Raw genomic sequence first — 25898 nt, 5'->3', positions numbered from 1 at the left:
GATTATATCTCCTCTGCCGGATGAAACTGACCGTTTCTGATCTGAATCGCTCTGGTCATAAACGGCAGAACTGATCGTCTGTGAGTTATGCAGATCAGTGTCATATCCGGCCTTGCCTGTATGAGGTTTGTCAGAACAGTCTTTTCCGTTTCTGCATCAAGCCCTTCTGTAGGCTCATCGAGAATGAGCCATGGGGTTTTGCGCAGTAGTATCTGTGCGAGGCAGAGCCTTCTCGCCTGACCTCCTGATATCTGAAAACCTTCGTTACCAACGGCAGTTTCCAGTCCATGTGGTGTATTGTTAAGCCAGTCTGTCAGGCCTGCAGTTTGCAGCGCCTGCATTATGTCGGCTTCAGTTGCCTGTGGGCTTGCCAGAAGCATGTTGTCACGAACCGTGCCATTAAAAAGGTGAAAATTCTGTGGAGCAACACTGATTTTTTCAGCCAGTGTTTCGCTTTGCATATCGCAGATATCATGCTCACCTAAATGACAGCTGCCTGCTTCAAAAGGGTAGAAGCGAAAAAGAATTTGAATGAGAGAACTTTTCCCGGTGCCAGAGGGGCCGATCAGTGCAACACGTTCTCCTTTTTGGATATTCAGGCTGGCATGCCGAAAGATCCACTGTTCTGACCCGGGGTAGCGGAATGAAAGATTAGAAATTTCCAGAAAATCGGCATTGTCAGGATGAACCGGGTGAATGGGAGCTGCCACAAGAGGGGGGGTCATACAGGCATCATATAGTCGTTGTGCTGCGAGCTTTGTGCGGCTTAGCAGTTGCCTGGCCGCAGGCAGAGGAGTGATGATGTCAAATGCGGTAAGACACCCCAGAACCAGCATGGGCACTTCTGGTAATGACAGGTAGTTTTTATGAAAAGAATTTGTTGCGACAAGAAGAACAGCAAGGCTTGTCACCGTGGTGCATAGTGTCGTTAACCCGCGGGCGGCACTTTCGGTGGCGGCCATAAGGCGATGTGAACGATTAAGTTTGAGCTGCTTTTCAGTAAACTGTATGTGCAGATGGCGGGTGGCGGCAGGCGCCAGATATTCACCTGTTGCAGCAATCAGGTCGGCCAGGTCGGTACGGTTCTGACTGTGGAGGGTAGTCAGGGTGACTGCCAGCCGGTCAGCAATCAGGCCGGTAATATAAGGCAGGATCAGGCCACTGAAGAGTAGTCCCGTTGCAAGGCACAACGCTGCCTGTGGAGAAAAAATAGCCATTATGAGCACGAACAGGCTGCCGCAGACGACTGCTCTGATATAAGGCAACAAAGTGCTGGTATAATGCTGCCCTATCAGGTCGGTGTCAGTTACAAAGCGTGAAAGCAGGTCACCTCCCCGGCGGTTATGCAGCCCTGCAGGCGCCTGTGGTGCCAGGCAGTGGTAGCACCAGCTACGCAGCTGGCCCATAACTCTCAAGGCACCATCATGAGTGATAAGTTTCTCACCATAGCGCGAGAGAATGCGCAGCATTGCAAAGAAGCGCACACCTGTCGCGGGTAGCAAAATATTAAAAGCCTGTTGTGCAGCAACTCCGCTTATGCCTGCTACAGCAGCTCCGGCCAGCAACCACCCTGATAAAAAGAGCAACCCAAAGCTTGCCAGTGCGGCAAGACACGCCAGCGCTATGCCAAATATCATGTAAAGCCGGACGGATTTTGTGAGTGAAGGCAGACGACGCAGGGGGATCATGCGACTGCCTTCTCAGTAAGTGCGGAGAGACTGCCATTTTCGTTGATATGTAAAACCTGTTGCGCTGCAGAAATGAGTTTTTGATCATGTGTAGCGACAAGAACGATGCGCGTTTTCGCACAGCTTTTCAGCATCTCAATAATGGTGTCAGCAGTATCGGGATCAAGGTTCGCTGTTGGTTCATCCAGGCAGAGTATATCGGGGTTACGCAACAGGGCCCGGGCCAGGCTGAGGCGTCTGATCTGCCCGCCGGAAAGACGGGCGCCCCGTTCACCGGCCTGAGTATTAAAGCCTTCTGGCAGTGTCATGATGAAATCGAAAATCCCAGCCTGCCGCGTGGCATTTTTCAGGTCATCATCAGTGGCTTCCGGTGCGCCCAGGCGCAGGTTGTCAGCAATGCTGCCAAAGGCCATAAGCGGGCGCTGGGGAACCCATGCTATGTTTTCTTCTGTCAGGGGGTGTTGTGCCCCTCCAGCATCGTATGCTGCAACAGAACCTGAACGGAGAGGTAAAAAACCCATTAAAGTATAGAGTAATGTGGTTTTACCGCTGCCACTTTCGCCACTCACTGCAGTGAGCTGTCCTTTTCTTATTTCTGCACTGATCTGCTTCAGGATAAGTGCTTTTTCATAAGATGCAGAAATATCATTAAGCTTTAGCATCGTAACAGGTGCTGCTGATGACACAGGTTCTGAGGCGCTTTGACGCGCGACCGCATATTCAGGCAGAGTAAAAAGGGTCTGGAGTTGTTTTGCTGCGGCCATAGCATTTTGTCTGGCGTGATAGCTGGATGAGAAATTGCGCAGAGGAATGAAATATTCAGGTGCCAGGACCAGAACAATAAAGGCTGAACGAAAATCAGCAGTGCCGGCCAGCAGGCGAGAGCCAAAGATAACTGCAACCATCGCGACAGAAAGGCTGGCAAAAAATTCGAGAGTTGCAGATGTCAGAAAAGCGACGCGCATGACAGAAAATGTTGCATGGCGGTGTGCTTCGGTCTGACGTTCAAGACGGGTGATACTGTTCGTTGTCTGTCCATTCAGGCGCAGGGTCATGAGCCCCCGCAAAGAGTCAAGGAAGGATGACCCCATCAGCACAAGCTGTGTCCACTGGCGGTCCATTATGCTTTGTGCGCTGTAGCCGACCAGAACCATAAAAAAAGGAATAAGAGGCCCGGTGCAGGCCAGAATTACAAAGCTCCAGATATCAAAGTGAAACACAATGCCAAGAATCACTATGGGGAGCACGACCATCATGACCGCGCGTGGAATATATTGTGAAAAATAAGGCTCAAGCGCTTCGGCAGCTTCTGTCATGGTGGTGATAAGCTGCCCGGCTGGTTGTTTGGCGCACCCTGCAGGGCCGGCTTTGGTCAGATGAATGAGGGCATCGCGCTGAACGGAAGCGCTGATGTGCAGCCCTCCTTCTTTGCCGGTCATATCTGCCAGCCACTGAAAAATAAAACTGCTGACAGAGAGAGCAAGAATGATGATGCAGTCTGTAACTGATGTGTCGAGAGGCTGCCCTTTGAATGTCAGATTATCGACAAGAGCGGCAAGAGCGCAGAGCTGTAAAATGAAGAGTATACAGGCAATGCTGCTGGTTGCAGCAGAAAGCATCAGCCATGTGCGGGCCCGGCGTGTCAGGTCTTTGAGATATGATCCTGTTTGTTGCTGAGTCGCTTGCATGGAGAGCCATCCTGTAAAACAGACCATAATGGTATTATAATTTAATAAATAAATAAATAAATAAATAAAATAATTAAAAATTAACGGCCAGGCAGGCGCTGTCATAAACTGTTGCCAGGGGCTAATGTTTCGATAAAAAATCGACTTTTATTATTTTGTTAAGTTTTTTGGTTACATGCAAGTACTATTTTTGTTTTTAAAGTGCAGTAAGGTAAAGTGTAACATATTGTTAATTAAAATGATAATGCACTTACACCCTGCCAGATCATGTAGGCAGCAACCATAAAAATAATACAGGCAAATAATGTTGTCAGTTGCCCGCTTTTGCCGGCCATGCGTCTGGCAAGGCGCATTCCGCCAACGCTGCCAAGTGCACCCCCCAGAACAAAGAGTGCTGCAAGTTGCCAGTCTATATAGCCTGAGAGCATGTAGCTGACAGCGGTTGTAAGCCCAAATGCAGCCACCGCGACAAGAGATGTGCCAACAGCGTTAAGAATAGGCATATTTGTTGAGGCCACCAGGCCAGGAACAATCAGAAAGCCGCCGCCAATACCAAAAAAGCCAGACAGTATGCCTGTGCCAATACCAAATCCGGCAACTTTCCCGATATTATGGCGGTTGCAGCTTGCTCCCGGGGTGCCGGTTTTGCGTCTGCCGTGCAGCATGATGCCGCCAACGATCACCATAAGTATTGCAAAGCAGAGCAGAAGGTGTTGCCCGTTAACGGCTTTTCCTGCCGCTGCTCCTGCAAAAGCACCAAGGATGCCGCATGATGCGTAGATTGCAGCGCAGCGCCATTTTACGGTGCCCTGTTTTGCATGCTGTGCGAGGCCAACCAGAGCGTTGAGCGCTACGGCAAGCGCGCTGGTGCCCAGGGCAACGTGCGGGTTTGAGACCCCGACAAGGTAAACCATTAACGGGACAGCCAGAATTGAGCCGCCTCCGCCGATGAGTCCCAGGGTGAATCCAACGAGTGTTCCTGAAAAAATTTCAAGAAGAATATGGAAGAAGGGGGCGGTCATGCTAACGGTATATAGTTCTTGAAATTAAAGTTTATTAACAGGAATTTTGATATAGCTGGTGCCGTTATCATCTGGTTCAGGCATATGACCGCCGCGTATATTCACCTGGACTGAGGGCATGATGAGGGTTGGCAGGTTGAGTGTAGCATCGCGGTTAGTACGCATTTTAACGAAATTTTCTTCCGTAATGCCGTCGTGCACATGGATGTTGTGTGCCCGTTCTGCCTCAATTGTTGTTTCCCAGGCAAACTGATCACGGCCTTCAGCTTTATAATCATGGCATAGAAAAACACGGGTTTTACCGGGCAGAGAGAGCAGGCGGCGGATGGAGCGGAACAAAGTCGTCGCGTTGCCTCCGGGAAAATCTGCGCGGGCAGTGCCATAATCAGGCATAAACAGAGTGTCGCCAATAAAAGCGGCATCGCCAATAACAAAGGCCATATCTGCTGGTGTATGACCCGGAACGTGCAGAACGGTAACATTCAGATTGCCAATTCTGAACTGATTGCCATCATGAAATAGTTTATCAAACTGAGAGCCGTCGCGTGCAAAGCGCGTATCAGCATTAAAGATTTTACCAAATACTTCCTGAACGGTGATGATCTGAGCGCCTATTCCCAGTTCTCCGCCAAGCTGCTCCTGCAGCCAGGGGGCTGCTGAAAGGTGGTCTGCGTGGGCATGGGTTTCGAGCTGCCATTCAATGTGCAGGTCATTTTCTTTGACGTAGCTGACAATATTCTGTGCTGAACTGAAACTGGTGCGCCCCGAAGCGGGGTCATAGTCGAGTACGCTGTCAATGATGGCTGCAGATTTTGTTGACGGGTCGTGCACAACGTGGCTGGCTGTAAATGTTGCCTGGTCAAAGAATGTTCTGACAACCGGGCGCAGCTCATTGTTTGCAAGTGCATTAAGAATCTGGCTGGCTGCTAAATTCAGAGAGGTATCTGTCATCAGAAGCATCCTTAGTTAAAGAATTAAATTAAGTATGTATTTTAGTGTTTTTAAAGAGTAAAACATGCTCCGTCAAGGAGATGTTATGGTGGTTAAGAAAATCTCCTGTAGCAATATACAGAAAATCTCTTGTGATGGTACACTTCCTGAGTAAAAGCTAAAAGATATTAAGTTTAAGATGAACGAAGGACGCCGTATGAATGACAGTTTACAGGACACATGCCCTCTTTATCATTCAGGCTCGTCTCTCAGAATAGGTGAGCTGGCACCGGATTTTGTTGCCAGAACCAATCATGGCCAGCTTACGCTAAGTGCATTGCGTGGGAAATGGGTGATGCTTTTTGCGCATCCGGCTGATTTTACCCCTGTCTGCACAAGCGAGTTTATTACTCTGGCGCGTATGACGCCGCAGTTCTCTGCTCTTAACTGTGTATTACTTGGTGTTTCTGTTGATAGTCTTCCTTCGCATATTGCGTGGGTCGAATCGATCAGAGAACGTTTTGGGGTGGAGATTCCATTTCCTATCATTGAAGATCCTTCAATGGCGATTGCCCGCGCGTATGGCATGCTTGATAGCTCATCACAGAATAGTGTTACGGTCAGGGCGGTTTATATGATTGATCCTGATGGCGTTGTGCAGGCTATGACATGGTACCCTTATGCCGTAGGGCGCTGTGTGCAGGAGATGCTGCGGCTTTTGCAGGCTTTGCAGAGAGTCGCCGGGGGGGATGCTCTGACACCTGAAGGCTGGCAGCCCGGAGATGATGTTTTGCAGCCGCAGGTTCAGGTGCAGCAGGAAATCACAGCTATTGGCCCGGAATGGTTTATGAAAATGGAAGGGGAACAGAAAAAATGACACCGCTGCTGCTGGAAGAAGCCAGGCTTGTTGTCGAGCGTCTTAAATTGTTTGCTCAGCCACAGCGCCTCATTATTGTCGATGTGCTGCTTAGAGGAGGTCCCCTTGCTGTAAGTGAACTTGAAGTACGCACTGGTATAGGCCAGCCGACGCTAAGCCAGCAGCTGGGTACATTGCGTCGGGCGGACATTATAGTGCCGCGTCGTGAGTCCAGGGCTATTTATTATAGTCTGGCCAGCAGAGAGGAAGAGCGGAGGGCGCGCGCCCTGATTGGTCTTTTACGAGCTGATCAGGATACGGTTTTGCCGCAGGTTCAGCCGGCAACTTCTCCTGCGATGCCGGCCACTCAGTCAGTTCATAAAAATGGCGGAGGAGGGGCGCAGTTTGCATATATTTGCTCTCCTTCTAAAAAATGAATTGTCAGTTTCTGCTGATATTCAGATAAATCTGCCAGGTCAGTGATAGCCGTGTTAATTTTGCAACGGATTGTGGCGGAAGTTTAGTCTCTGCGAAAAACTCTCAACTTCGCTAGTTGCAAATGATTATCATTATTTGCTAAGGCCTGCATCAGAAATTAGAGATGTGTTTGCTTTCTGAGGCGGGTAGGATGAGTGAGATAAAACGGGGTTATCTGGCACCAGTATCGTGTATTGGTGCCCTTTTGTTTTCTGTGCAGGCTGTAGCTGCCAGCAATGATGCTGCAAAAATTGATAAAAAGCGTGATGTTAAACGCGCCCATGCTCACAAAGTTGCAAAAAAAAATGTAGCTGCCCCGCAGGAAGAAGGTATTGCCGGTGAAGAAGAAAGGCTGACTGTCACAGGGCACGGCTTTAATACGATGCATCAGTCTCTCGGGATGTCCCGTCTTCCGCAGGATGTGATGCACACACCACAAAACATTAACGTGGTGCCTCAGGTGCTGATGCGTCAGCAAAACGTTAAATCACTGACTGAAGCCCTGCGTAATGTACCCGGCGTTACAGCTTCTATCGGTGAGGGTGCGGGTGGCATGAATGGCGACCAGTTTCTGATCAGAGGTTTCCAGGCTCAGAATGATATTTATGAAGATGGTCTGAGAGATTTCGGTGTGTATTCACGTGATTCATTTGATTATGAATCGGTGTCGGTGATTAAGGGGCCGTCTTCTGAAGTGTTTGGTAATGGCACGACAGGTGGTGCTATTAACATGACCACTAAAACCCCAGGCCTTGATAACCGTTACGCAGCAGAGTTTACAGGCGGTTCAGGCAGTTTTTACCGTGGCACGCTCGACTTTAACCAGAAGCTTGATGATTCTACAGCCATCCGTATCACGGGTATGGGCAGCGAAAATAATGTTGTCGGGCGTGACTTCATTTATTCACATCGCTGGGGTGTTGCGCCATCAATAGCATTTGGTCTTGGTAAGCGCGCAACGCTGATTTTGCAGTATATGCACCAGCAGGAAAATTCTATTCCTGACTTTGGTGTTCCTGTTGTTACAAAACCGGGAACATCTGTTGCTAAGCCGATTACTGAATACGGTATAAGACGCACGAACTGGTATGGCACTGATAACGATCAGAATGCGACCAATGATAATATGGAAACAGCACGTTTTACCTATAAGCTTAATCGTCATATTACTTTTTATGACGATCTGCGTGGTGGTCAGTATTATCGTACATTCGCAGCGTCTAAAGCGACCTGCGATACAACCTGTGTGAATAATTATTTCAATGGTGACCCGGCGGCCGCTCTTGTTGCGCGTTCAGGCCCGACGGGAGCCGGTGCCGGCCTGGGTGCCGGTACATTTTACGCGCCATTGCCTTATGAGCAGAGAAGCTGGTCTGTGCAGAACGTCGCTTCTATGCTCGCCAATTTTCATACGGGCTTCTTAAGGCATCAGGTTGTTGCGGGTGTTGATATTGAGCGTGTGAACGATGTGCGCTCACAATCGACCTATACAAAAGCAAAGCCCTATGCCAGCCTGGTTAACCCTAACCCTTATGTTGGTAACCTTGGGCTTGTACCCGGTGAGTCAAACCCTGGCGGGCTTGTAAACCTTAATGGTCTGGGCGCAAAACCACATAGTAATGGTTATGGTTTTGATACGGGTCTGTTTTTATATGACCAGATATGGTTTACAGACTGGCTGTCTGTTAAAGGCGGCTTCCGCTGGGACCGCTGGCAGACGGCGTACAGTCTGACAGGTGGTGATACGGCTAAATATCCCGATAAGCACATGCGTAGTGTTGAAGGGGTCTTTAACCCTAACGCGAGCCTGATTATTACGCCTGATGCACATCAGACCTACTATTTCACCTGGGCAAATTCGACCACTCCTACAGGTATGTATGTAACAAACGGGTCTGTGCCTATTCGTCCGGGCACCAGCTCTTTTGCAGCACCTGAAAAAGCGCAGCTCTATGAAGTAGGTGCAAAGTACAGCCTGCTGCATGACAGGCTCGGCGCTTCGGTTTCTCTGTTCCGTCTTGATAAAGGCAATGCGTATTATACAGACCCGGTGACTGGTAATGTCAGTGGCTCATCAGACCGTCTGAGAAACCAGGGGATGGAGCTGTCTGTGGGTGGTATTATTCTGCCAGGCTGGAATATTTCAGCAACATATGCCCTGTATGACAGTAAGGTTATGTCATCTGCTACGGCTGCTTCAGTCGGTAAAAATCTGCAATATGTGCCCCATAACCAGGCAACATTGTGGACGGCGTATAACGCGTTCGCTAATAAGCCTTATAATATCATGATCGGCGGTGGTGTAACCTGGCGTCAGCATGTCTGGCTGAATAACACGAACACGGCAAAAGTGCCGGCTAACCTTGATTTCAGTGCGATGATCTCTCACCGCTTTGACCGTCACTGGAAGATTTCAATGAACGGGTATAACCTCGCAAACAGACTGAACTATCAGAGCCTGTTCTCGAACAGGGCTACGCCGTCAGCCGGGCGTATGTTCCTTGGAGAGGTGAGTTTTACTTACTAAAACAGTCTGTTATTTTGTATGAGGGGATTGTAAACCTCTCATACAAAACCTGCTGTTTGCTTTGTTTCGTTTTTATTACTGTAAAATTGTGTGCAAAGAGGGGTAGACCGCCGGGCTGCGGGGTGTTTCTATCACACTCAGGTTATTCTACTCTGAGTTAAGGATTATAACACCCATGGTCATGATCAGTTCACAGGCAGGAAAGTGTCTTCCTTCGTCAGATCTGACAGATATTTCAGCTCTGCTTGCGGCTTATTATGACCGCAAACCTGACCCGTCAGTGGCAACACAGCGTGTTGCTTTCGGAACATCAGGCCATCGGGGCAGTGCGCTGCACAGCAGTTTCAATGAAAATCATATTCTGGCTATGTGCGAGGCAATTGCTCGTCATCGTAAGGCTGAGGGTATTGATGGCCCGTTATTTCTGGGCATCGACAGCCACGCCGTTTCAGCACCGGCACAGCGCACAGCGCTTGAGGTGCTGGCCGCTCACGGGATCAGAGTTCACATTGATAAGGATGATGGCTATACGCCAACACCCGTTATATCCCACGCTATTCTGACTTATAATAAGGACCGCACAACTGGTCTGGCTGATGGTATTGTTATCACACCTTCGCATAATCCACCGGCTGATGGCGGCTTTAAATATAATCCGACACATGGTGGCCCGGCTGATACAGCTATTACAAAAGCCATTCAGGATATGGCTAACAGTTTTCTGGAAAATGACCTCAAAGAGGTTAAACGCCTGCCTTATGATGAGGCCGTAAAGCAGCCCTGTGTCACACGTTATGATTTTGTCACACCTTATGTTGCTGACCTTGAATCTGTTATCGATATGCAGGCAATCAGCAAATCAGGTATCAAAATTGGCATCGATCCGCTTGGGGGGGCTGCTGTTGGCTACTGGCAGCGCATTGTCGATGCATATGCTCTGAACGCGACGATTGTCAGCAATGAGGTAGACCCGCAGTTTGGCTTTATGACAGCCGACTGGGATGGGCAGATTCGTATGGACTGCTCGTCGCCTTATGCTATGGCGCGTCTTATTGCTATGGGTGAGAAGTTTGATGTGGCTTTTGCAAACGACACCGATGCTGACCGCCACGGTATCGTAGCCCGCCCTGATGGGCTGATGAACCCTAATCATTATCTGGCTGTAGCGATTTCATACCTTTATCAGAACCGGCCTGAGTGGAGCCCGAAACTGGGTATTGGTAAAACACTGGTCAGCAGTAGTCTGATTGATCGTGTTGCCGCTGAGCTGGGCCGTAAACTTGTTGAGGTGCCGGTTGGGCTGAAGTGGTTTGTGCCCGGTCTGATGGATGGCTCTCTGGGGTTCGGAGGGGAAGAAAGTGCAGGAGCGACCTTCCTGCGGCGTGACGGTAAGGTCTGGACAACCGATAAAGATGGGATCATCCTTAGCCTTCTGGCTGCGGAGATTACCGCAAAAACCGGCAAAAACCCGGTGCAGCATTACCATGAGCTGACCGCGCGCCTTGGCATGCCGTACTATCAGCGTATTGATGCGCCAGCGACACCCGATCAGAAAGTGCGGCTGTCTAAACTTTCGCCAGAGCAATATCCGGGTGAGACCCTCGCAGGTGAAGCGATTACTGCCAGAATGACCAGAGCACCAGGTAATGGTGCCGCGATTGGTGGCCTGAAAGTAACAACAGCTGATGGCTGGTTTGCGGCACGTCCTTCCGGCACAGAAGATGTTTATAAAATTTATGCTGAAAGCTTTAAAAGTCCTGAACATTTAAAAGAAATTCAGGAAGAGGCTCAGACTGTCATTACAAAGGTTCTGTCAGCCTGATTATATAAAACTGACGGTGTTCACTGGTGGCACCGTCAGTATTTTATCGTTTTTGTTATTGCTGGTCCACTTCCAGGGACTGGAGTTCATACAGGCGGCGGTATAGCCCGTTTTCCTGCTGAATTAGCTGAGCGTGGCTGCCATCTTCAACGATATGACCATGCTCAAACACCAGAATACGATCCAGATCCACAACGGTAGAGAGGCGGTGTGCAATGACCACAACAGTGCGCCCCTGCATAAGCCTGTGCATGGCCTCCTGCACCAGAACTTCAGAGCGGGAATCAAGGCTGGCTGTGGCTTCATCCATAATCAGCACAGGTGTATTGACCAGAAAAGCCCTGGCAATGGCGACACGCTGGCGTTCGCCGCCTGAGAGTTTAACACCACGCTCCCCAACAAGAGTATTATAACCATCAGGCAGGCGGGCAATGAAGTCAGAGGCATTGGCCAGGCGGGCTGCTTCTTCAATTTCAGCCTGTGTTGCATCAGGGCGGCCATAGGCAATATTTTCTGCCAGAGTGCGGTGAAACAGCATAGGCTCCTGCGGAACAATCGCAATTTCTGCGCGCAGGGTTGATTGCTGCACTGTGGTAATATCAATTCCATCAATCAGAATACGTCCGCTATCGGGTTCGTATAGCCTTTGCAGCAAACGGGTAAAAGTTGACTTGCCAGAGCCGGACGGGCCAACAAGCCCGACACGACTTCCGGCCGCAATCGTGACGGAGAGATCAGAAAAAATTTCTTTTTTCTGTGCCGCATAAAGAAATCTGACGTGCTCAAATTCAATTTTACCAGCCTTTGCTTTAAAGGGCAGAGCGTGTGGGGCGTCCTGCACCGAAGGCGGCATACGCCACAGCATAAGCAGTTCTTCCATCTCATTGACTGAACGCTGAACAACGGAAACCTGTTGCCCGATATCGCGCAGATAGCCCTGCACCAGAAACGTCATGGTCAGAATATAAGCTACGTCACCCGGCCCGGCCCGGCCTGTCAGCCATAGCCAGACAGAGGCGCCTGCCAGTGCAATACGCATTAAGGTGACAAGAAGATTCTGAATGCCGGCGCTGTTTGTACCACGTACCCATGTCTGGCATGTGGCGTTTTTCCATTCTGCAACAGCTGTCTCCAGGCGTGTTTCCTCACGTGTTTCTGCGCCAAAGGCTTTAACAACAGCATTGCAGGTCATGGCATCTGCCAGAGCAGCACCCACGCGACTGTCACACTGGTTGGCTGTACGGGCAGAGGGGGCAACATAATTGAGTGTCAGCAGGCACGATGAAGCAATAAAAAGGGCGGCAATCACTCCCAGCACAATACCCATAAACAGCCAGTGCCAGGCAAGCACGAGTGTTGTCATGATCAGCAGTACAGCTTCAGGAATAAGCATAAGCAGCAGCGTGTCATTCAGCATATCCACGGCCCACATGCCGCGTGTCAGTTTTCTGACAGTCGAACCTGCAAAGCTGTTAGCATGCCACTCGGTTGAAAGCCTCTGCACATGCGCAAAGGCTTCAATAACAATTTTCTGCATAACGCGTGTTGTCAGGTGGGTAATGCCCAGATAGGCCGCACGTTTGCCCAGCACATTACCTATGCCGCAACCTGCCATAGCAACCAGCATCCATAAAGCATCATGGGTGAGGGAGGATTGTGCCGCAGGCTGCGCGACGTCAGAGACCAGGCGTCCGGCAAGAACGGGCATCAGCACATCAAGTACAGTTGCAAACATAATGCCGATGACAGTGACCCAGAGTGGCCAGGGAAAATCCAGCCAGCGCCGCATGACAAATTTCAGGACATCGACAAACAGACTTTGCTTCCCTGCGGTTTTATTATCCGCAGAAGAGGGGGTATTCATGACAAAATTCCGAGGTAATGGTTACGCACAGCAGGGGCGTGTCAGAGCATAATGAATATAAATTCTAACCAGAAAAAGTATTTTTAGCAAACAAAGCAACACATGATGGCACTTTGTGACAGAGCACGATAGAAAGAGGGTATGGCCCGATCTCCTTCCTCTCCCCGTAAGCGTGCAGTTTCTGCGAATAAGGAAATTTCTGCTGTGAGTGCCCGTAAAATGAAAGTGGTAAAAAGCAAACCACAGGCCGGGCAGGCTCCGCGTGATATGACGGCTGAGGAGCGACTGGTTTTTTTAAAAGACCTGGAGGGGGCCTGGCCAGATGCGCAGACTGAGCTTCATTATACTACTCCCTTTACTTTGCTGGTCGCAGTGGTTCTTTCCGCTCAGGCAACCGATGCTTCCGTTAATAAAGTGACTCCTGCCTTGTTTGCAGCTGCCCCGACCCCGCAGGTGATGATGCAGCTGAGTGAAGAGGAAGCCGGAGCTTATATTCGCACTATCGGGCTGTGGCGTAATAAGGCCAGGAATATTGTTGAGCTTTCACGTCAGCTGGTTGAGCGCCATGGGGGAGAGGTGCCTGACACGCGTGATGACCTTGAGGCTCTTGCCGGTGTAGGCCGCAAAACAGCTAATGTTATTCTGAGTGTTTTATTTCATCAGCCAACTGTGCCGGTTGATACTCACGTTTTTCGTCTGGCTAACCGTACAGGGCTTGGGCGTGGCAAAACCGTAGAGGCTGTTGAGAAGAAGCTTGAAAAAGTTATTCCGACCCGGATGATTCGTGACTCTCATCACTGGCTTATTTTGCAGGGGCGTTATGTGTGTAAAGCACGCAAGCCGGAATGCTGGCGTTGCGTTGCGGCGAATGACTGTCTTTATCCTGATAAAACTGACAGGCCGGAAATATAGTTATTAATCTTTTTTGATAATGTATAAGAGTTTCACGTTTGTCTGATTTAGCCTGCCTGAAAAAGGCAGGCTGTTTTTGTCCAAATAGTGTGAAAGTATTTTAAAGCCAGCCTTGCAGCTCCTGCCTGGTAAGTTCTTCAAGTAAGGTAATGCAGGCAGGACTATCGTTGAGACAGGGGATGAGCGTAAACTGCTCTCCACCTTTAGCTATAAATTCTTCACATACTTCATTGCCAATTTCATCCAGGGTTTCGATGCAGTCAGTTATGAAACCTGGTGTAATAACAGCAATATTTTTAATACCTCTGGCAGGAAGTTCCTCAATAAAACTGGCCGTGGCAGGTTCCAGCCATTTGGCCGGCCCAAAGCGTGACTGAAACGTCATTGGCAGCATGTCTTCGGTCATACCCAGTTCTTCGCGCAGGGCTGTCATTGTGCGTATGCAGTCAGTCAGATAGCTGTCGCCTTTGTTGATATAGGCTTTGGGCAGACCATGAAAAGACGCCACAACCATTTGCGGGGCTTCAGTCTGTTTGCTTATTGTATCCCGCACAGAGTCAGCCAGGGCTTTTATATAGGTCGGGTGGTCTGCGAAGGCGGGCAGCGTTCTTATCGCAGGCTGATTGCGCAGGCGCATAAGTGCACGAAAAAACTGATCGTTCGCGGTGGCTGTCGTGGTTGCACTGTATTGTGGATAAAGCGGCACAGCCAGAATACGATCACACCCTTGCTCAAGCAGGGTTTTTAACCCCTGAGCGACAGACGGTGTGCCATAACGCATAGCCCACACTACCGGCACATTATCGGCCTCAAAACGTCTGGCAAGAGCCTCAGCCTGATCGCGCGTATAGCGGCGCAGCGGGCTTTCATTGGTTTCTTTATCCCATATGCGTTTATAGGCTTTACCGCTTTTTCCTGGTCGTACAGTCAGTACTACACCCTGCAAAATGGGCTTCCATACGACAGGAGAGGCTTCAATAACTCTGCGGTCAGAGAGGAATTCTGAAAGATAACGGCGTACAGATCGATAATCTGTATCTTCGGGTGTTCCCAGGTTGAGGAGCAAAATTCCTGGTTTCCGGGGAGACGCGTCTGCATGGTCATGCGTGCGGCGTGATGGAATATAGTGAAAAACCATAAAACCCTCCTGACTGTGACGGCATGACACATCGCGTGTCGGTTGTTATCTGATGTCACTTATGGTGAGAGAACTTTTAACCCGGATCTGATACATTTCATCATCACAGATGGCAATGATACATCAGCGAGCATATTTTTTTGTGCCAGAAACCCTGACTTTAAGGACGAGTTGGAAAATTTGTCTATATGTGCGGCATAAACATGAAGATGTAGCGTGAAGTGTGTGAAAACATGTTGTACGTCATCACTTTTTTTCCACCCGGTATTCAGGGGGGCATGTCTGGCAGCTTCAGGCCATGTCCAGGGGGTTGCCAGCCAGTCTGTGCCAGGCAGCTCGGTCATTGCGGCAAGTAATCCGGTCTCAGGGCGTTTGCGTAGTAATATATTGCCAGCATTATCGAGCACGAGAAAATGCACACCATAGCGCACAGGTTTGTCTTTTTTGGCAGCACGCCGGGGCAGGGACGGAGCCAGGCCTGTACGCTGTCCCTCGCAGTGCGGTTGCCAGGGGCACAGGCCACAGGCTGGTGAGCGGGGTGAGCACAGAGAGGCACCGAGGTCAAACAAGGCCTGTGCAAAATCAGAGGGGCGTTGCTGCGCTTCCTGTGCATTGTTGAGTTCGCGTGCCAGGTGGGTGAGCTCTTTTCTCGCTCCTGGCAGGGGGGATTCTACAGCGAACAGACGGGAGGTTATGCGTTCAACATTTCCGTCTACCGGTACTACCGGCACATTAAATGCTATGGCTGCTATGGCTGCCGCGGTATAGGATCCCACCCCGGGCAGTTTCAGCAGCTCCTCAGTGGTGTCTGGGAAACCCCCGAGCGCTACAACAGCAGCGGCACAGGCATGCAGGTTGCGGGCACGTGAGTAATAGCCAAGTCCGGCCCAGGCGGCCAGCACATCATCACGCTCCGCTGCGGCCAGGGCTTCAACAGTAGGAAATTTTTCGAGAAAACGCAGGTAATAGGGTATAACCGCCTTGACGGTTGTCTGTTGCAGCATAATCTCGCTCAGCCAGACATGATAAGGGTCAGCACTCTGACCAGGGTCAGAACGCCAGGGGAGGGTGCGCCGGTGACGGTCGTACCAGTCAAGGAGGGCATAAGCGGATGGTATTTGCACGGAGAGTGTTATGACGAAGGACAGTTCTGCCGACAAGACCAAAGCCGTACGTTTTACAAAAACGTCTTCGCGCCGGTATGCCGAGCCAAAAGCTGATCAGCCTGTAAGGCGGGCATTTAAAGCGCGTAGCCTTGCAGCGCTTTTGCCCGCAGTGACAGAGCCTGTTTTGCGTCGTCATTCTTCTTTAAATATGCGTCTGATAACGGACTGGGCTGAAATTATTGGTCCGGCATATGCTGCACGTACCAGGCCGCAGCGTCTTACGGCAGGTACACTGTTTATTTCCTGCGCAGGGCCTGTTGCGATGGAGTTACAGTATATGAGTGATAGTCTGATATCGCGTATTAATACCTGGTGTGGGCAGTCACTGGTATCGCGTTTGCGTTTTGTGCAGGATACCCAGCCAGAAAAGCCTCGTTCTGCGGCGCTCCCTGAATTTTCCCTGCGGCCGCCGCCACGCTATGAACTGCCGGATATGGAGGAGGGGCCTTTGCGTACAGCACTTGAAGCGCTTGGAGCACGCGTATTGCAGGATAACGGGCGCTGAAACTCTGCATGCCAGCTCCTCCACACCTGCCGGATTTTTTTTGTAGTAAAAAAGGTATATCCCGGCTGCTATGCTTTGTGTCGCTGGCTTTACTCTCGGCCTGTGCGGGGCATCGCAGTACGACATCAGCGTATAATACTTCCTCTGGTTCCTCAGCCGGGTCTGCAGTTGATCACTGGAACGGGTATATTCTTGATGCGTCACAGCGATTCTCTGTTCCTCCATCATGGATAAGAGCTGTTATGCAGCAGGAGTCGGGTGGTCATCAGTATCTGCACGGGCGTAAAATTCGCTCAGTGCATGGTGCTGTGGGACTGATGCAGATCAAGCCTGATACCTATCATGAGCTGGCACGGCGTTATCACCTTGGCTCTGACCCGTACGACCCGCATGATAATATTATGGCAGGCAGCGGCTATATTCGTGAATTATCAGACCGGTTTGGTTCTCCGCTTTTTCTGGCGGCTTATAACTGCGGGCCACAATGTGCAGAGAATCACCGGTCACGGGGCAGCTCGCTGCCTGATTATGCCCGGCACTACATGGCATCCATTAAACCTCATCTGAATGACCCTATCCCGGCTATGTTAAAGCCTGCCTCGCTGTCTTTTCCTGCGGCGCCGGTTATGCCGGTGCAGGTGGTGTCAGATACAGCATCAGCCCGCACTTCGTCTCAGAGTGCCTACGGCGTAGCGCCGGCATTGCCAGATGATACACTACCACCACCCGCTCCGGTTAAAGGCGGGTATACGTCAGCTGAAGTTCCGGTCGCAGTGACCCAGGCTGTATCGTCTTCGGCCAGCTGGGCTGCTGTCAGCTCAGAGTCAGGCATTGTGCAGGCAGGTGCTTTTTCAACGCAGGAGCGGGCTGTGGCTGTGAGTAACCTTGCGCGTCGCTGTGCCCCCGCTCTTGCAGGCAGCGCTACGCGCATTGAGCGTCTCTCCGGCTCTGCTGTGTGGCGTGTGCGTTTTGTTGGTGTGCCAGAAGCGCAGATTAGTTCAGTCTGTGCGGCTCTGCATCGCCGTAGCATAGCGTGTATACCTGTCTCTCAGCCGTGAAAAAATCCTGTTCCTGGCCAGTCTTACTGCATCATATGCTTGGCGGGACTGCTCCGACACGGTAAGAAAGGCATTATGAGCCTATGCTTGTGATCATAAACCGGTGCCTGCTTCATTTTACAGGGCAGGCCCTGAACTATCGACGCCTCGCGCCGAAGGAGCCGTATTAACACAATGCCCCGTCGTCTCATGCCCAGTTCACTTGTTTCAGGTCGTGCTTTTCTGAGCCCGCGCAGAGCCTCATCATGGGTGCTCGCATCCTCTTTTCTGGCTCTGGCTACATTGCCGGCCTGCTCAGATTCACCTAAAAATGCCAGTGACCTTGCGTCACCACGCAGTCACCTAGCGATGGAAGACCGTGGTGCATCGGGGGGGGAAGATACGCTCAGGGCAGGCGGTGTGAATGCGTATCTGTGGCGCGCCTCACTTGATACGCTCTCTTTCATGCCTATTGCTACGGCCGATGCACAGGGTGGTCTTATTCTGACAGACTGGTACACGCCGCCTGCAACTCAGGATGAGCGTTTTAAAATTACGGCGTTTATTCTTGATCGCCGCCTTCGCTCTGATGCGCTGCGTTTGTCAGTTTTCCGACAGATTAAGCAGGATGGTCAGTGGGTTGATACACCTGCTGCCGGCAATACAGCGTCAGATATTGCTGCGCGTATTCTCGCGCGTGCCCGTAAACTGCGCGCAAATAACGGTAATAACGATAACTAACGGCTCAGGTCGTTCTCTTTTCTTTCTCTGATAATCTGTACGAGTTCCATGACACAGTCCGCCAGCAAATCTGACCTTCAGGCTTCTTCTGCCATCTCCTATAATTTTGAAACGGTTGAACCACACTGGCAACAGGTCTGGAACAGCGGTGATGTTTTCAGCGTGCCGGATACCCCTCCGGCCGATAAACCTAAATATTATGTTCTGGAGATGTTTCCTTATCCGTCAGGGCAGCTCCATATGGGGCATGTGCGCAATTACGCTCTTGGCGATGTGGTGGCACGCTATAAACGCGCCAGAGGATATGCTGTTTTGCACCCTATGGGCTGGGATGCTTTTGGTCTGCCGGCTGAAAATGCAGCGCGTGAGCGCGGTGTACACCCGCAGGAATGGACGCTGAAAAATATTGCGACTATGCGCACGACTCTTCAGCGTCTTGGCTTTTCGCTGAACTGGGACCGGGAAATTGCGACCTGCCTGCCTGAATATTACGGGAAGCAGCAGAAGCTGTTTCTTGATTTTATGAAAGCTGGCCTGGTTGACCGTCGCGAAAGCTGGGTGAACTGGGACCCGATTGATCAGACTGTTCTGGCAAATGAGCAGGTGGTTGATGGCAAGGGCTGGCGTTCAGGTGCTCCTGTTGAGAAAAAACAGCTGTCACAGTGGTTCCTTAAAATTACTGATTTTGCCGATGACCTGCTTAGCGAGCTGCAAACTCTTGATCGCTGGCCTGAGCGTGTGCGCACTATGCAGGAGCGCTGGATTGGTCGTTCGGAGGGCGCGCGTGTGACGTTTGCTTTGCATGCGCCTCCTGCCGGTCTCGACACCAACCTGAATGCAGTTGAGGTATTCACAACCCGGCCTGACACATTGTTTGGGATGTCTTTCCTTGCGATTGCGCCCGATCATCCGCTGGCCACATGGGTGGCACAGAGTAATACGGATGCTGCGGCCTTTATTGCCGAATGTCATAGCCTTGGGACATCAGCAGAAGCTGTTGAAACAGCTGAAAAACGCGGTATTGATACGGGTCTGCGGGTTAAACACCCGTTTCTGGATAAAGATTTTCCGGTCTGGATCGCCAACTTTGTACTGACCGATTATGGCACCGGTGCGTTGTTTGGCTGTCCGTCAGGCGATCAGCGCGACCTTGACTTTGCTCATAAATATAACCTGCCTGTTGTGCCCGTTGTGCTGCCAGCAGGTAAAGACCAGGCTGATTTTAGTATTGCGGCTCATGCCTTTACCGGCGATGGCACAATGATTAATTCAGGCTTTCTTGACGGGCTGAGCACACAGGATGCCCGCCGTGAAGCGATAGCCCGCCTTGAAGGTATGGGCGTTGGTAAAGGTGTGGTGAACTGGCGCCTGCGCGACTGGGGTATCTCCCGTCAGCGTTACTGGGGCTGCCCTATACCTGTTATTCATTGTGAAAGCTGTGGTGCTGTACCTGTGCCAGATGCTCAGCTGCCGGTCAGACTGCCTGAGGATGTCTCCTTTGATAAGCCTGGCAACCCGCTGGATCATCACCCGACATGGAAGCATGTTGACTGCCCGCACTGCGGTAGCCCTGCCACGCGCGAGACGGATACGTTCGATACATTTGTAGACAGTTCGTGGTATTTTGCCCGCTTTACAGCCCCTCATGCTGAGGCCCCGACTGTGCGCAGTGCAGCAGATGGCTGGCTGGCAGTTGATCAGTATATTGGTGGCATTGAGCATGCTATTCTGCATCTGCTTTATGCCCGCTTCTTTACGCGTGCCATGAAAGAAACAGGGCATCTGAATCTGAGCGAACCTTTTGCAGGGCTGTTCACTCAGGGCATGGTCAGTCATGCAAGTTATAAGGATGCTTCAGGTCACTGGCTCTATCCTGAAGAGGTTGAGATCACAGGGCAGGGTGCAGTGAAACGCGAGACCGGTGAGCCTGTAACGGTTGGCCGTGTTGAGAAGATGTCAAAATCAAAGCGTAATACCGTGGCTCCTTCAGCCATTATTGAGCGCTTTGGGGCAGATACGGCACGCTGGTTTGTGCTGTCTGACAGCCCGCCTGAGCGGGATATGGAATGGACTGAAGCCGGTGTGGCCGGGGCTGCACGCTTTGCTCAGCGTCTTTTCCGCATTGTCAGCACAGTGGCGCAGACTGTTCCGGTACAGGCTGATATTCCGGCTGAAATTGCTGCACAGGCTGATGATCTGCGCCGTGTGACACACCGTACGGTTGCGGCGGTAACAGAAGCGCTTGAAGGATTCGTGATTAACGTCGCTGTGGCGCGTATTCATGAGCTGACGTCAGCTCTGGCTGATGCTGAAAAAGCCGCTGATATGCCTGGTATGGTCTATGCCCGTCGCGAAGCTGCTCGTGTGCTGTGTTTCCTGTCTGCACCTATGATGCCGCATCTTGCAGAAGAAATGTTTGCTCAGCTTGAGCCTGGCAGTCCGGTTGTGGCAACTCAGCCCTGGCCGGAAGCCGACCCGGAGCTGCTGACAGCAAAGCAGGTGACTATTGCCGTGCAGATTATGGGCAAACTGCGTGGCACGATTGAGGCTGCTCCTGATGAAAATAAAGATGATGTGATTGCCCGTGCTGAAGCAGAGCCTAATGTGGCTCGTCTGCTTGAGGGCAAGCGTATTGTTAAGCGGGTGCATGTTCCTAATCGTATCGTCAATTTTGTAACGGCAGGCTAATGCGTAATCTCCGTCTCTTTTGCTCCGCGCTGGCTCTGTCCGGCATGACTTTTTCCCTTAACGGGTGTGGTTTTCAGCCGTTGTATGGGGAGCAAAGCCAGAAAGGGGCGGCAGATGTCAGCGCTGAGCTGAAGCGTGTTTACGTTGCGAATATTCCTGAGCGTACGGGTCAGCAGCTTCGTCTGGCCCTGCAGCAGAATATGGCAGGAGCCGGCCCTGAGGCCCCTGATGGTTATACGCTGTATGTTTCGCCATATTTCGGAGAGGAGGCGATTGATATCCATGCGGATAATACCTCAGGGCGCACGCGTATCAACGCGCATGCGCACTGGCAGCTTATGACGGTTGCTGAGCATCCGGTTTTGCTGGCTCAGGGTGATGCGACATCACTCGATGGTTATACCACTGTTTATGAGCAGTATTTTGCTCAGACCATGAATAATGAAACAGCCCTGGGACGCGTAGCGCAGGCTCTGGGTGATCAGATTACCCAGCAGGTTGCAATATGGTTTCGTACGCAGACAAAGCCTGCTCAGGGTGCTTCTCAGCAGGGACCAAAAACCTATTATCCTCTGGTCAATACAATGCCTAATAATTCGGATCAGGGCGACCCGCAGGAGGAGGCAGGTGCTGATGCTATCCCGAACATGGCAACAGGGCGTTCACCAACCAATGGCAACAGCCAGTAACTATGATATCTGAGAGTGTTATTGTACCGGAAAGACGTTCAGTTTGAAGATTGATGCACGTTCTCTCTCCCGTGTTACGCAAAATCCAGGCGCATGGCGTGTGATTTTGCTGCACGGTGAAGATACCGGTATGATTTATGAACATGCGCAGAATGCCACACGCCAGGTTGCCGGTAGTGTTGATGATCCGTTTCTGGTTGCTGTGCTTGATAAATCTGTGCATGACAGGCTGGAGGAAGAGGCTGCTGCGCTCTCTCTTATGGGGGGACGGCGGGTTGTTCGCGTGCGTGAAGCCGGTGACACGTTACTGAAGGCTGTGACGGCCCTGCTTGAGATGAAAACTGACACGCTGGTTGTTCTGGAGGCACCAGGCCTGCCTTCACGTTCGCGTCTCAGAGCTCTTATTGAAAAGCACCCTGACTGTGCGAGCCTTGGCTGTTACCCTGAGGAGGGGCGTTCGCTTGAGGCAACTATTACGCGTATTCTGGCGCAGCATAAAATCAACATTGACCGTGATGCCCTGCACTGGCTGACAGGGCAGTTGAGTGCTGACCGTGTAGCGGCACGCAGCGAAGTTGAAAAACTCGCGCTTTATGCAGCTGATACAGGTAAGCTTACCCTGCATGATATTCAGGCCTGTATTGGTGATGCAGCCAGCGTATCGGCTGAGGATGCTGCTTTTGCTGCGACAACAGGACGGCGTGCAGAAGCCGACCTTGCGACAGAGCGGGCTCTGGCTGAGGGGACAAACTGTGTTTCTCTGGCAAGGGCTTTTTTAAGTCATCTACATCGTCTGCAGCGTGTACAGGCGGCAATCAGAGAGGGTGCAAACCGGGCTGATGCATTAAAGCTGCTGCGCCCGCCGGTATTTTTTAAACGTACTGCTGACTTCAACCGTTCGCTTGATGTCTGGTCATTGCCAGCTCTGGCTGAGGCTTTGAGAGAGACGCAGGCTCTTGAACTTGCCTGTAAGCAGACCGGAGCACCTGACCAGCTGCTGTGTAAGCGTTATGTCGCTACACTGGCCGCGAGGGCGGCTCAGGCCGCCAGACGTCGCTGAGAACACGGGTCTTTTTTAGCTAAAAAATAGATTGTATTGGTATCGTAACGATTGTACGATTGCGTTATTCGTACAACAGTGTGACGAAACATGCATGTTGTACAAAAACCATGCGTTCTTTTTTGAACGATATCTGTCATTATTTCACATGTGTTGGCTGTTTTTATTGGGCGTTCATATGAGAAACATTGATTTTTATGGTAAAACTAAATTAGTACAAAATAAGAAAGTGCATTTTAGTCTTGCTTCTCTGGCGCTTGTTTTTTGTTCTGAGGCAGGTTTTGCACAGGCGCAGTCTGTCAATGTCAGGCATGCTGCGGCAGGTGCGGCACACACTGTAAAAAAGAAAACATCACATCCGCCTGTTAAGGGTGTAACAGTCAAATCTGCTTCAGTGGCAGCGCCGTATCAGGCTGAAACAGAAAGCACGAGCGAAGAGAGTGTTATTGTTACTGGCACCCGTGAAACAGGGCGCAAAGCCCGCCAGAGTTTATCACCCATCGATGTGGTAACAGCTAAACAGCTGAGTCAGACGGGGCAGCCGACTTTGCGTGATGCTCTGGCACAGCTTCTTCCGTCACTGACTGTGCCTACAGCAGGGTTTGATACGGGTGCACTGACAGATTCGATCAGTCTGCGCGGGTTAAACCCAAATGAGACGCTGGTGCTGGTTGATGGTAAGCGCCGCCACACAACGGCTAATATTTATGCTAATCCGGGGCCACAGCAAGGCTCAACCCCGGTCGACATTGATATGATTCCCATGGCGGCGATTGATCATGTCGAGGTGCTGCGTGACGGTGCTTCAGCACAGTATGGGTCAGATGCTGTAGCCGGTGTGGTGAATATCATTCTCAAAAAACAGGATCATGGTTTTCACGCGCAGTCTATAACCGGCATTACGGCTGCGGGTGACGGGTTTCAGCAAGGCGTTTATATGGATGGCGGCATGAAGCTCGGTTCGCGGGGCTTCGTGCATCTGAGCGGTGATTATTTTCATACAGATCATACATATCGCAGTGCCCCGGATGCCCGTGTTGGTCGTAAGATCAATCATGTGCTTGGTCAGCCAGAGCAGACCCGTGGCAGTATAGCGGTAAATGCCGGTTATAATATTACGGACACCATACAGGCGTATGCTACAGCGACCTATGCGCACAGGCACGCTGAATCATATCAGAATTACCGCCTGCCTTCATCGCTCAGCGGGTATCCGGGGTATCAGGCTATTTATCCATGGGGATATTCACCCCTTGAAACGCTTGATGAAAATGACTTCGGGCTGACAGCCGGCGTTAAAGGCGTTTTTTATGGCTGGAACTGGGATCTCTCAACCGTTTACGGGCGCGATTACGATAATATCGGACTGAAAAATTCAGCTAATACCTACCTTGAGAAAACAGAGGGGCGCACCCCCACGAAGTTTAATCAGGTTCAGGGTTTTAATGACTCTCAGTGGAGCAGTAGCTTCGATATTTCGCGTCAGTTTCGTTTCTCTGGCTGGCCACATTCCGTTAACGTAGCGGCTGGCACGGCCTATCGTTATGAGAGTTATTCGATTGGCACCGGCTCGCCTGATTCAACAGCAGGCAGCGGGTCAGATGCACTTTCTGGCACCAATAAGGGTAATGCCGGCAATTACAGTCGTGATGTTGTGGCTGGTTACCTTGATATTTCTACCCACCTTACAAAGCACTGGCAGGTCGATCTTGCCGGGCGTTATGAACATTACACTGATGTGGGTGATACCCAGACGGGTAAAGTTGCCATGCGCTATGATGTATCGTCACGTCTGTCCTTCAGAGCAACAATTTCTAATGGTTTTCATGCGCCTACCCTGGCGCAGATGCACTATAGCTCACTGCCCGTTTCTCCGACTGCGGCACGTGGTCTGATTGCATCAAGCTCACCTGGGGCTCTGGCTAATGGTGCCAGCCAGCTGAAACCTGAGCGTTCAACAAATATCAGCGCTGGTATTTTGCTTGAGCCTGTACGCAGGCTGCATGTGACGGTGGATGTGTATCAGATCAATCTGCGCGATCAGATCATGCCAGGCGGCCAGGTGTATGGGGCGCAGGCTGCCAGCGCATTGCAGATGAATGGTTTTACCCTGCCGTCAGATTATCATTCATGGTCTGAGCATTCTATTTCTGCCAACTGGTTTGCAAACGTTGCAAGCACCCGCACGCAGGGCCTTGACCTGACAGCGACGTATATGACCCGTCTTGGTGACATTGGTCGTATTGACTGGGATGTGGCGATGAATCTTAACCGTACCCGCCTTTCGCATCAGACAATGGGGGCTAATAGCCTGCCTTTGCTTAATGCGCAGAGTGTAGCGTATATGACCACAGCTTATCCCAGAAGTAAGATTATTTTCGGCGGACGCCTGACCAGCGGTAAATGGACGGTCGGCCTGCATGAAATACGTTATGGGCAGGTTACGTCGCAGGTTACGTATTATGGTGGTGCAGGGTACACAAACTCGCTGTCGAATACTGTGTACAAACAGTTTCAGAACACACCAAAGTTTATTACGAATATGGAAGTTACCTATCGTGCAACGCCGCATCTGGCTTTGACGATTGGTGGAAACAACCTCTTTAATGTCATGCCGCGCCGTGTTCCTGACGGTAATCGTTACCTGGGTGTGCCGCAGTATTATATGAGCACATCTCAGCTTGGTATTAATGGTGGCTTTTACTATCTGCGTGGGGATATTACATTCTGAGGTGTTGTTTCTCTTCAATTTCTGCACTTGCTCTGTGTGAGTGTTGCAGTATAAAAGAGGGCTAGTATGTCCGCGTAGCTCAGCAGGATAGAGCACAGGATTCCTAATGCAATTGGGCGCCATGTCGGGAAACTGCATGGTGTATCCGCTCAAATTCGGGGAACGCTCCGGTCTGCTACGACCGTGCCAATCCCGAGCCAAGCCGTTCTCTGTATGGAGAGCGGAAGGTGTAGAGACTGGATGGGCGGTGCCTAAAGGTAGCCATACCCAGGGCAAAGGGACAGTCCAGACCACGAACATCTGCGCTGCAGGTGGCGGTGAAAACCGAAGTGGTATGAATCCTGGGGCCGTGGGTTC

General features: G+C 51.0%; 19 protein-coding genes. 12 read left to right on the top strand and 7 right to left on the bottom strand.

Going from position 1 to position 25898, the window contains the following annotated elements:
* Window positions 1-2: 2 nt before the first annotated feature.
* The 4 genes from cydC to GOB58_RS01220 all read right to left on the bottom strand — a co-directional run bounded on the left by cydC (window position 3) and on the right by GOB58_RS01220 (window position 5349).
* Complete coding sequence (gene cydC / locus GOB58_RS01235) at window positions 3-1688, bottom strand: thiol reductant ABC exporter subunit CydC (RefSeq protein ID WP_173559112.1); 1686 nt, start codon at window positions 1686-1688, stop codon at window positions 3-5.
* Entirely contained in the window at window positions 1685-3376 is a 1692-nt protein-coding gene (gene cydD / locus GOB58_RS01230; RefSeq protein ID WP_173559111.1) for a thiol reductant ABC exporter subunit CydD, read from the bottom strand. Before cydD ends, cydC begins: the two co-directional genes overlap by 4 nt.
* A gap of 233 nt (window positions 3377-3609) precedes the next feature.
* On the bottom strand, window positions 3610-4398 hold the full coding sequence (locus GOB58_RS01225) for a sulfite exporter TauE/SafE family protein (RefSeq protein ID WP_086554294.1): 789 nt from the start codon (window positions 4396-4398) through the stop codon (window positions 3610-3612).
* Window positions 4399-4422: 24 nt separating this feature from the next.
* Window positions 4423-5349 (bottom strand): MBL fold metallo-hydrolase, encoded by a 927-nt coding sequence (locus GOB58_RS01220; protein ID WP_173559110.1) that lies wholly within the window; start codon window positions 5347-5349, stop codon window positions 4423-4425.
* Between the two features lie 196 nt (window positions 5350-5545).
* On the opposite strand from GOB58_RS01220, the gene GOB58_RS01215 reads away from it, so the two are divergent.
* The 4 genes from GOB58_RS01215 to pgm all read left to right on the top strand — a co-directional run bounded on the left by GOB58_RS01215 (window position 5546) and on the right by pgm (window position 11010).
* Window positions 5546-6205, top strand: coding sequence for a peroxiredoxin (locus tag GOB58_RS01215; RefSeq protein ID WP_086635207.1), 660 nt, complete (start codon window positions 5546-5548; stop codon window positions 6203-6205).
* A complete protein-coding gene (locus GOB58_RS01210; protein WP_086554292.1) occupies window positions 6202-6621 on the top strand; it encodes an ArsR/SmtB family transcription factor in 420 nt (139 codons plus the stop codon). Before GOB58_RS01215 ends, GOB58_RS01210 begins: the two co-directional genes overlap by 4 nt.
* 191 nt (window positions 6622-6812) lie before the next feature.
* Window positions 6813-9188 carry a TonB-dependent receptor gene (locus GOB58_RS01205; RefSeq protein ID WP_233127612.1) on the top strand — a complete coding sequence of 792 codons (2376 nt, stop codon included), beginning with the start codon at window positions 6813-6815 and terminating at the stop codon, window positions 9186-9188.
* A 175-nt stretch (window positions 9189-9363) separates the two neighbouring features.
* Window positions 9364-11010: a phosphoglucomutase (alpha-D-glucose-1,6-bisphosphate-dependent) gene (gene pgm, locus GOB58_RS01200; RefSeq protein ID WP_173559109.1), complete on the top strand. Its 1647-nt coding sequence runs from the start codon at window positions 9364-9366 to the stop codon at window positions 11008-11010.
* Between the two features lie 55 nt (window positions 11011-11065).
* Here pgm and GOB58_RS01195 read toward each other — a convergent pair whose 3' ends face one another.
* Window positions 11066-12874, bottom strand: a complete 1809-nt coding sequence (locus GOB58_RS01195; protein ID WP_173559108.1) for an ABC transporter ATP-binding protein — start codon at window positions 12872-12874, stop codon at window positions 11066-11068.
* A gap of 219 nt (window positions 12875-13093) precedes the next feature.
* Between GOB58_RS01195 and nth the strand changes: the two genes are divergently transcribed.
* A complete protein-coding gene (gene nth / locus GOB58_RS01190) occupies window positions 13094-13786 on the top strand; it encodes an endonuclease III (protein ID WP_369822919.1) in 693 nt (230 codons plus the stop codon).
* Between the two features lie 100 nt (window positions 13787-13886).
* Here nth and hemH read toward each other — a convergent pair whose 3' ends face one another.
* Window positions 13887-14924, bottom strand: a complete 1038-nt coding sequence (gene hemH, locus GOB58_RS01185) for a ferrochelatase (protein ID WP_173559107.1) — start codon at window positions 14922-14924, stop codon at window positions 13887-13889.
* Between the two features lie 59 nt (window positions 14925-14983).
* Entirely contained in the window at window positions 14984-16048 is a 1065-nt protein-coding gene (mutY, locus tag GOB58_RS01180; RefSeq protein ID WP_173559106.1) for an A/G-specific adenine glycosylase, read from the bottom strand.
* Window positions 16049-16058: 10 nt separating this feature from the next.
* Here mutY and GOB58_RS01175 point away from each other — a divergent pair, with 10 nt between their 5' ends.
* From GOB58_RS01175 to GOB58_RS01145, 7 genes are all read left to right on the top strand, one after another.
* Window positions 16059-16595, top strand: a complete 537-nt coding sequence (locus GOB58_RS01175; protein WP_173559105.1) for a DciA family protein — start codon at window positions 16059-16061, stop codon at window positions 16593-16595.
* Window positions 16596-16603: 8 nt separating this feature from the next.
* Window positions 16604-17653, top strand: coding sequence for a lytic transglycosylase domain-containing protein (locus tag GOB58_RS01170; RefSeq protein ID WP_173559104.1), 1050 nt, complete (start codon window positions 16604-16606; stop codon window positions 17651-17653).
* A 174-nt stretch (window positions 17654-17827) separates the two neighbouring features.
* A complete protein-coding gene (locus GOB58_RS01165; RefSeq protein WP_086554284.1) occupies window positions 17828-18373 on the top strand; it encodes a DUF3576 domain-containing protein in 546 nt (181 codons plus the stop codon).
* 48 nt (window positions 18374-18421) lie between these two features.
* Window positions 18422-21061 carry a leucine--tRNA ligase gene (gene leuS / locus GOB58_RS01160; RefSeq protein ID WP_173559103.1) on the top strand — a complete coding sequence of 880 codons (2640 nt, stop codon included), beginning with the start codon at window positions 18422-18424 and terminating at the stop codon, window positions 21059-21061.
* A 44-nt stretch (window positions 21062-21105) separates the two neighbouring features.
* Window positions 21106-21750: an LPS assembly lipoprotein LptE gene (locus tag GOB58_RS01155; protein ID WP_233127608.1), complete on the top strand. Its 645-nt coding sequence runs from the start codon at window positions 21106-21108 to the stop codon at window positions 21748-21750.
* Between the two features lie 43 nt (window positions 21751-21793).
* Window positions 21794-22810 carry a DNA polymerase III subunit delta gene (holA, locus tag GOB58_RS01150; RefSeq protein ID WP_086635186.1) on the top strand — a complete coding sequence of 339 codons (1017 nt, stop codon included), beginning with the start codon at window positions 21794-21796 and terminating at the stop codon, window positions 22808-22810.
* A gap of 178 nt (window positions 22811-22988) precedes the next feature.
* A complete protein-coding gene (locus GOB58_RS01145; protein WP_242005178.1) occupies window positions 22989-25541 on the top strand; it encodes a TonB-dependent receptor plug domain-containing protein in 2553 nt (850 codons plus the stop codon).
* The last annotated feature ends 357 nt before the right edge of the window (window positions 25542-25898 follow it).

The sequence above is a fragment of the Acetobacter thailandicus genome (assembly GCF_011516655.1).
Classification (GTDB): Bacteria; Pseudomonadota; Alphaproteobacteria; order Acetobacterales; family Acetobacteraceae; genus Acetobacter; species Acetobacter thailandicus.
This window is presented reverse-complemented; position numbering and strand designations above follow the sequence as displayed.

Bases quoted from the DNA above. Each gene is read 5' to 3' on its own strand.
- nth (WP_369822919.1), top strand. From the start codon at position 13,094: ATGAAAGTGGTAAAAAGCAAACCACAGGCCGGGCAGGCTCCGCGTGAT.
- GOB58_RS01195 (WP_173559108.1), bottom strand. From the start codon at position 12,874: ATGAATACCCCCTCTTCTGCGGATAATAAAACCGCAGGGAAGCAAAGT.
- leuS (WP_173559103.1), top strand. From the start codon at position 18,422: ATGACACAGTCCGCCAGCAAATCTGACCTTCAGGCTTCTTCTGCCATC.
- GOB58_RS01170 (WP_173559104.1), top strand. From the start codon at position 16,604: ATGCCAGCTCCTCCACACCTGCCGGATTTTTTTTGTAGTAAAAAAGGT.
- GOB58_RS01155 (WP_233127608.1), top strand. From the start codon at position 21,106: ATGACTTTTTCCCTTAACGGGTGTGGTTTTCAGCCGTTGTATGGGGAG.
- GOB58_RS01165 (WP_086554284.1), top strand. From the start codon at position 17,828: ATGCCCCGTCGTCTCATGCCCAGTTCACTTGTTTCAGGTCGTGCTTTT.
- GOB58_RS01215 (WP_086635207.1), top strand. From the start codon at position 5,546: ATGAATGACAGTTTACAGGACACATGCCCTCTTTATCATTCAGGCTCG.
- hemH (WP_173559107.1), bottom strand. From the start codon at position 14,924: ATGGTTTTTCACTATATTCCATCACGCCGCACGCATGACCATGCAGAC.
- cydD (WP_173559111.1), bottom strand. From the start codon at position 3,376: ATGCAAGCGACTCAGCAACAAACAGGATCATATCTCAAAGACCTGACA.
- cydC (WP_173559112.1), bottom strand. From the start codon at position 1,688: ATGATCCCCCTGCGTCGTCTGCCTTCACTCACAAAATCCGTCCGGCTT.
- GOB58_RS01175 (WP_173559105.1), top strand. From the start codon at position 16,059: ATGACGAAGGACAGTTCTGCCGACAAGACCAAAGCCGTACGTTTTACA.
- pgm (WP_173559109.1), top strand. From the start codon at position 9,364: ATGGTCATGATCAGTTCACAGGCAGGAAAGTGTCTTCCTTCGTCAGAT.
- GOB58_RS01145 (WP_242005178.1), top strand. From the start codon at position 22,989: ATGAGAAACATTGATTTTTATGGTAAAACTAAATTAGTACAAAATAAG.
- GOB58_RS01225 (WP_086554294.1), bottom strand. From the start codon at position 4,398: ATGACCGCCCCCTTCTTCCATATTCTTCTTGAAATTTTTTCAGGAACA.
- GOB58_RS01205 (WP_233127612.1), top strand. From the start codon at position 6,813: ATGAGTGAGATAAAACGGGGTTATCTGGCACCAGTATCGTGTATTGGT.
- GOB58_RS01210 (WP_086554292.1), top strand. From the start codon at position 6,202: ATGACACCGCTGCTGCTGGAAGAAGCCAGGCTTGTTGTCGAGCGTCTT.
- GOB58_RS01220 (WP_173559110.1), bottom strand. From the start codon at position 5,349: ATGACAGATACCTCTCTGAATTTAGCAGCCAGCCAGATTCTTAATGCA.